Raw genomic sequence first — 4,555 nt, 5'->3', positions numbered from 1 at the left:
GGAAAGCTATATATGAAAAAAATAATTTTTTAGGAGGCAAAACTATGAAGTTAAAAAAATATGCAGGATTAGCAATGCTTATGACGTTAATGATAAGCTCATCAAACATACAAATAGCAAGTGCTAATACTATAGAAAATGAAGAAAGTTCTAAAACTAAGATTACAGAAAGTATTAAAGAGTGCCCAAAATATTATAGAAGAGGCAAGGTTGTATTTGAAAAAAGTATAAAAGAACTTAAAGACTCAGGTGTTTTAAATGATGAGGATATAAAAAAGATAGATGAGTATAATAAGAAGCTAGAAGAAAAAAGAAAAGCCGAAATGAAGAAAAAAAGAGATGAAGTTATAGACAATATGGTAAATGAAAATGTAATAAGTCATCAAAAAGGCGAAAAATTAAAGCAATCTATAGACAAAAATATTGAAGAGAGTAAGAATCAAAATTAAATTTAATCTAAACTAAAGTAAAAAAAGCTGCTATTTAGCAGCTTTTTGTTTTAATTGTAATATAGTCAATGTTCTAGAAAGTGAAGTTATAATCAATACGCCTAGTGCGATAGCTCCGCTTACAAATAAAGTATCTGCACCTGTAGATATTGCTAAATCAAAGTGATTTTGGACTAAGTAAAGCATAGTATTATACATTCCAAGACCTGGAACTAATGGTATAATACCAGGAATTACGAATAAAATAGCTGGATGTTTTAGCTTTCTAGCTAATATTTCACTAAGTAAAGAAACAACAGCAGCAGCTATAAAGTTAGCAAATATTGAATTAGAAGATAAATTAAATAATACAAAATATAAAGACCAACCAACAGCACCAGTTACACCAGCTGGTAAAAGTGCAGACTTTGGTGCATTTAAAAATATTGAAAAACCTACTGTAGCGAAGAATGAAAATAAAAAATGCATATAAATTGGCATATCAGTCATTAGAAAGCACCTCCTATTCTAAGCCATAAATCAAGTATAAGACCAACTCCAGATGCAATAGCAATAGCAGTCATACCAGCATCAAAAGCACGAGATACTCCTGATATTAAGTCCCCAGAAATTAAATCACGGATACCTTTTATAAATGCTACCCCAGGAAGTAGTGGCATAATAGAACCAACTATAAGCATTTTAGGAGTATCTAAAAGACCAAATTGAGTAAGCAAAGCTCCAGCAGAGGCTATTACGATAGATGCAACTAAACTTGAAAATGTAGATATGGAACTAATTTTCATCATTTTATTGAAAACAAATATAGCCAGTATAGAAGTTATAAAAGTAAATAAAAATGTTGCAATATTATTTCCTCCAAGTAAAAAGGCAAAACTAGCTGAAGCAAATCCAGTAGCACAGTTAACTATGTATGGAGGATATGAGTAAGCTTGATCTAGTTTCTTTAACCTTACAAGAGCTTGCTCAACGGTTAAGTCTGTATTACTCACAAACTCTCTAGAAAAGTCATTAAGCAACGAAATTCTATTTAGATTTATAGATCTATTCTTTATTGTTTTCATAAAAGTAAAACCGTCAAATCTATCATCTGAAATAATTATAACTGTAGGCGCTGTAAAAACGTTAACATGTTTAAACCCACGAGACCTACAAATCCTAAGAAGACTGTCTTCAACTCTAGATGTTTCTGCCCCATTTGAAAGCATAAGCTCTCCTATAAATAACGCTAGCCGAAGTATGTCTTTTTTATAGCTTTGATTATATTCCATACCTATAAACCTCCAAAACAAAATCTATAATATTTTATAATATAAAGATTATATCAAATTTAATAAAATATGTATTTCATTATATGTATTATTTTCCCTAAATAATAAACTTTTATTAACAACTTTATTTTTGGGTTCATATAATACTTAATATAACAAAAATTCGCTTCGCTTATATCGTTCAAGTAGTTTACTCACACCTGGCTTAAACGACTTCGTACGTTACTCAAGCTTAGCAGTTGGAAATTAAAATTTCATATAATTGAAAAGGGGACATAAATATGGTTTTGACAGGGGCTCATTATATCTATATTTTATTTATGGTAGCTATATTAATCATAATGATTATGAAAAAAGACATTATAGTTCCGTGTGCTTTAGGGGTATTTTGTTTAGGATTGTTTTATAAAAAAAGCATAGTAGGAGCAGTAGGAGCAGTATTTAGTTCTTTTATAGTATCATTAAATGAGCTAGGTCCTATAATTTTGATTATAGCGATTATGGTTGCATTATCTAAAGCATTAGAAGAAAACCATTCAATTCACTACATGGTTAAACCTTTCTCTAAAATTATCAAAAACTCAACGACAGCATTTTTCGTAACAGGTATAGTTATGTTACTTCTTTCATGGTTTTTCTGGCCATCACCAGCAGTAGCTTTAGTTGGAGCGATTTTCTTGCCAGTAGCTGTAAATGCTGGACTTCCAGCAATTGGAGTAGCTATTGCACTTAACTTATTTGGTCATGGTATTGCTTTATCAACTGACTTTATAATACAAGGGGCACCTAGTATAACAGCTGGAGCAGCAGGGATACCAGTATCATCTGTTATAAATGATGGTATGATACTTTATTGGGTAATGTCTATAGTAACAATATCTGTATCATTTTATATGTTAAGAAGAGATATTAAAAAAGGAATGTTTAAGGATGAAATATCAAATGTAAAATATGAAGAAATTAAAGAATTCAGTACTAAAGCTAAACTATCAACATTAATAGTAGCTATAGGTTTCATTTTAGATATAGTATGTATGTATAAATTTAACCTTAAAGGAGGAGATGCATCGGCACTATTAGGTGGGACAGCAGTATTTTTATTAGTGATAATAGATCTATTAGAAAATGGTAGAAAAGGATTTGATAAAGTTTGTGACCATGTAACTGATGGGTTTATGTTTGGTATGAAAATATTTGCAGTAATAGTTCCAATAGCAGCGTTTTTCTATATGGGAGAAGTTGCACCACTAACATCTGTATTAGGAGATGTACTTCCAGGAGGATCTCAAGGATTACTATCGGATATAGGTTTAGCCTTAGCACAATCAGTTCCTCTTAATAAAATGGCAGTAGCAAGTATAGAAACTGTGGTAGGAGCTATAACAGGTCTTGATGGTTCAGGATTTTCAGGAATGTCACTGGCAGGGTCTTTAGCAGGAGTATTTGGAAGTGCTATAAATTGTAATACAGGAGCACTTACAGCTTTAGGTCAGATAGCAGCAATATGGGTAGGAGGAGGATGTTTAGTTCCTTGGGCCTTAGTATCAGCAGCAGCTATTTGTGGAGTTAGTCCGTTAGAGTTAGCTAAGAGAAACTTTATTCCTGTAATTGTAGGTCTAGTAGTGACTACTATAGTTGCTATATTGATTATTTAAAATTAATTAAAAAGATGATGGACATTATGCCCACCATCTTTTATTTTGGATCTAACAATTTAAATTTATATCCCTCACACTCTGCTTTATCAATAAAATCTCCTAATATTTCAGTATTTGTTTTAGAAACTGCATGTAATAGAAGTATAGAGCCATCATGTAAGTGGTTCATTATTTTTTTTATAGCATCATTATTTGCTGGCTGTTCATTAGGATCCCAATCATGATAAGCAAAACTCCAAAATACAGAAGTATAACCTAAATTTTTAGTCATAGCTAAGCTTTTTTGAGAATATTGACCCATAGGAGGTCTAAATAATTTAACCATTTCTTTTCCAGTAACTTTTTTATATCTATTTTCAACATCTTTAAATTCACTATTAAATAGATTTAAGTCATTAGCCCTATCAGGAAGAGATGGGTGACTCATAGTGTGATTTCCAACTATATGACCTTCATCGACCATTCGCTTTACTAGTTCGGGATTCGTTTTTATGTAGTGTGAAGTAACAAAGAAAATGGCTTTTACATTTTTTCTTTTAATACATCAAGTATTTTTGGAGTATATCCATTTTCGTAACCTTCATCGAATGTTAAATATAAAGTTTTTGATTCTTTATTAGTTTGACCATTATAAACTGCATTATAATCGCTTAGATTAAATTTAAGGTCAGTATTAACCGTTGGAGTTTTATGTTCATCATTAGGGACGAAGAACCAACTTATTTTAGCGTTATCTAAATTAGAAGTATCAATATTACTTATTACAGGTTTATCATTTATAGATATTGAATCCTTAGTAGATTCTTTTATATTATTGTTTTTATTATCATCAGAACTATCCTTTAAGGAGCTACAACCAACTAAAGAAATAGATATTAGACATAATATTGAAAAAGAAATTAATTTTTTATGCATACTTTTTATCTCCTTACATATAATACTTATGTTATATTTTATTGACCAATATTTTGTATCTATACTAATTTGGTAATATATAAATAAAATTTTATTGATTAAATTGTAGATAAAATATAGGTATGAAGCCAATTACATAATCTAAAATAAGATTACAATAAATTTTAAATTTAAAATAAATTTAAAAAATGTAAAAAAATAGTTGACCTTGTTGAACTAAGATGATAATATAATAAATGTGCTCGAGAGAGACACAAACAAT

Annotated in this window: 4 protein-coding genes and 1 pseudogene; 2 read left to right on the top strand and 3 right to left on the bottom strand. The window is 30.0% G+C overall.

Annotation, left to right across the window (positions count from 1 at the left end; all coding sequences use genetic code 11):
* Positions 1–44 precede the first annotated feature (44 nt).
* A complete protein-coding gene (locus tag BN899_RS14265; protein WP_042276714.1) occupies positions 45–449 on the top strand; it encodes a hypothetical protein in 405 nt (134 codons plus the stop codon).
* Between the two features lie 30 nt (positions 450–479).
* On the opposite strand, the gene BN899_RS14260 is transcribed toward BN899_RS14265, so the two are convergent.
* Together BN899_RS14260 and BN899_RS14255 are read right to left on the bottom strand one after the other, a co-directional pair.
* Entirely contained in the window at positions 480–938 is a 459-nt protein-coding gene (locus BN899_RS14260) for a threonine/serine exporter family protein (RefSeq protein WP_042276712.1), read from the bottom strand.
* Positions 938–1,720, bottom strand: coding sequence for a threonine/serine exporter family protein (locus BN899_RS14255; RefSeq protein WP_042276709.1), 783 nt, complete (start codon positions 1,718–1,720; stop codon positions 938–940). Before BN899_RS14255 ends, BN899_RS14260 begins: the two co-directional genes overlap by 1 nt.
* Before the next feature lie 281 nt (positions 1,721–2,001).
* Here BN899_RS14255 and BN899_RS14250 point away from each other — a divergent pair, with 281 nt between their 5' ends.
* Entirely contained in the window at positions 2,002–3,375 is a 1,374-nt protein-coding gene (locus tag BN899_RS14250; RefSeq protein WP_042276707.1) for a hypothetical protein, read from the top strand.
* Positions 3,376–3,415: 40 nt separating this feature from the next.
* Here the strand turns inward: BN899_RS14250 and pdaA are convergent.
* Positions 3,416–4,293 (bottom strand): annotated as a pseudogene (gene pdaA, locus BN899_RS20630) (delta-lactam-biosynthetic de-N-acetylase).
* Positions 4,294–4,555: the final 262 nt, after the last annotated feature.

It is taken from the genome of Faecalimicrobium dakarense (assembly GCF_000499525.1).
Lineage (GTDB): Bacteria > Bacillota > Clostridia > Peptostreptococcales > Peptostreptococcaceae > Faecalimicrobium > Faecalimicrobium dakarense.
Note: the sequence above shows the minus strand (reverse complement) of the source record. Positions and strands in the feature narration are given on the sequence as shown.

What these genes read in the sequence shown, in the direction of transcription:
- BN899_RS14255 (WP_042276709.1), bottom strand. Translation starts at nt 1,720, where the DNA reads ATGGAATATAATCAAAGCTATAAAAAAGACATACTTCGGCTAGCGTTA.
- BN899_RS14250 (WP_042276707.1), top strand. Translation starts at nt 2,002, where the DNA reads ATGGTTTTGACAGGGGCTCATTATATCTATATTTTATTTATGGTAGCT.
- BN899_RS14265 (WP_042276714.1), top strand. Translation starts at nt 45, where the DNA reads ATGAAGTTAAAAAAATATGCAGGATTAGCAATGCTTATGACGTTAATG.
- BN899_RS14260 (WP_042276712.1), bottom strand. Translation starts at nt 938, where the DNA reads ATGACTGATATGCCAATTTATATGCATTTTTTATTTTCATTCTTCGCT.